The organism is Peribacillus sp. P4_C12 (assembly GCF_056402095.1).
Map to the genome: position 1 here is coordinate 1 of NZ_JBFUIB010001178.1, position 576 is coordinate 576.

Consider the following 576-nt stretch of genomic DNA (forward strand, 5'->3'; position numbering starts at 1 on the left):
ATATTATACTATCTTGTGTGAAACTATTCGGAGGTGCTTATTTAAAATGGCAGTAAAAATTCGCTTAAAACGTATGGGAGCTAAAAAATCTCCTTTCTATCGTATTGTAGTTGCAGATTCTCGTTCACCACGTGACGGACGTTACATTGAAGTTGTAGGAACTTATAACCCGGTGACTCAACCAGCTAAAGTTGACATCAACGAAGAGCTTGCTCTTAAATGGTTACAAGATGGAGCTAAACCATCTGATACAGTTCGTAACTTATTCTCAACACAAGGCATCATGGAAAAATTCCATGTTGCAAAAAACAGCAAGTAATCGACGGTAGTTGATGAAAGCTTTAATTGAAACAATTGTTTCAGCACTTGTGGATTATCCGGAAGAAGTCATAGTGACTTCGAAGGAAGAGTCCGACCGAATTGTTTATGTCCTCTCCGTTCATAAAGAAGACATGGGCAAGGTCATCGGTAAACAAGGGCGTGTTGCTAAGGCGGTTCGGACTGTGGTATATGCAGCAGGATCCTCACAGCAGAAGAAAATCTATTTGGAGATTTCCGAATAAGGAGGGCTAATAC

The 576-nt window shown here is 40.3% G+C and carries 2 protein-coding genes; both read left to right on the plus strand.

Annotation, left to right across the window (positions count from 1 at the left end; translation table 11 throughout):
- Positions 1-46: 46 nt before the first annotated feature.
- Complete coding sequence (rpsP, locus tag AC1DUW_RS32010; protein ID WP_053345299.1) at positions 47-319, plus strand: 30S ribosomal protein S16; 273 nt, start codon at positions 47-49, stop codon at positions 317-319.
- Between the two features lie 13 nt (positions 320-332).
- On the plus strand, positions 333-563 hold the full coding sequence (locus tag AC1DUW_RS32015; RefSeq protein ID WP_053345300.1) for a KH domain-containing protein: 231 nt from the start codon (positions 333-335) through the stop codon (positions 561-563).
- Positions 564-576: the final 13 nt, after the last annotated feature.

Excerpts from the sequence above, each read along its gene's own strand:
- rpsP (WP_053345299.1), top strand. The coding sequence starts at position 47 with ATGGCAGTAAAAATTCGCTTAAAACGTATGGGAGCTAAAAAATCTCCT.
- AC1DUW_RS32015 (WP_053345300.1), top strand. The coding sequence starts at position 333 with ATGAAAGCTTTAATTGAAACAATTGTTTCAGCACTTGTGGATTATCCG.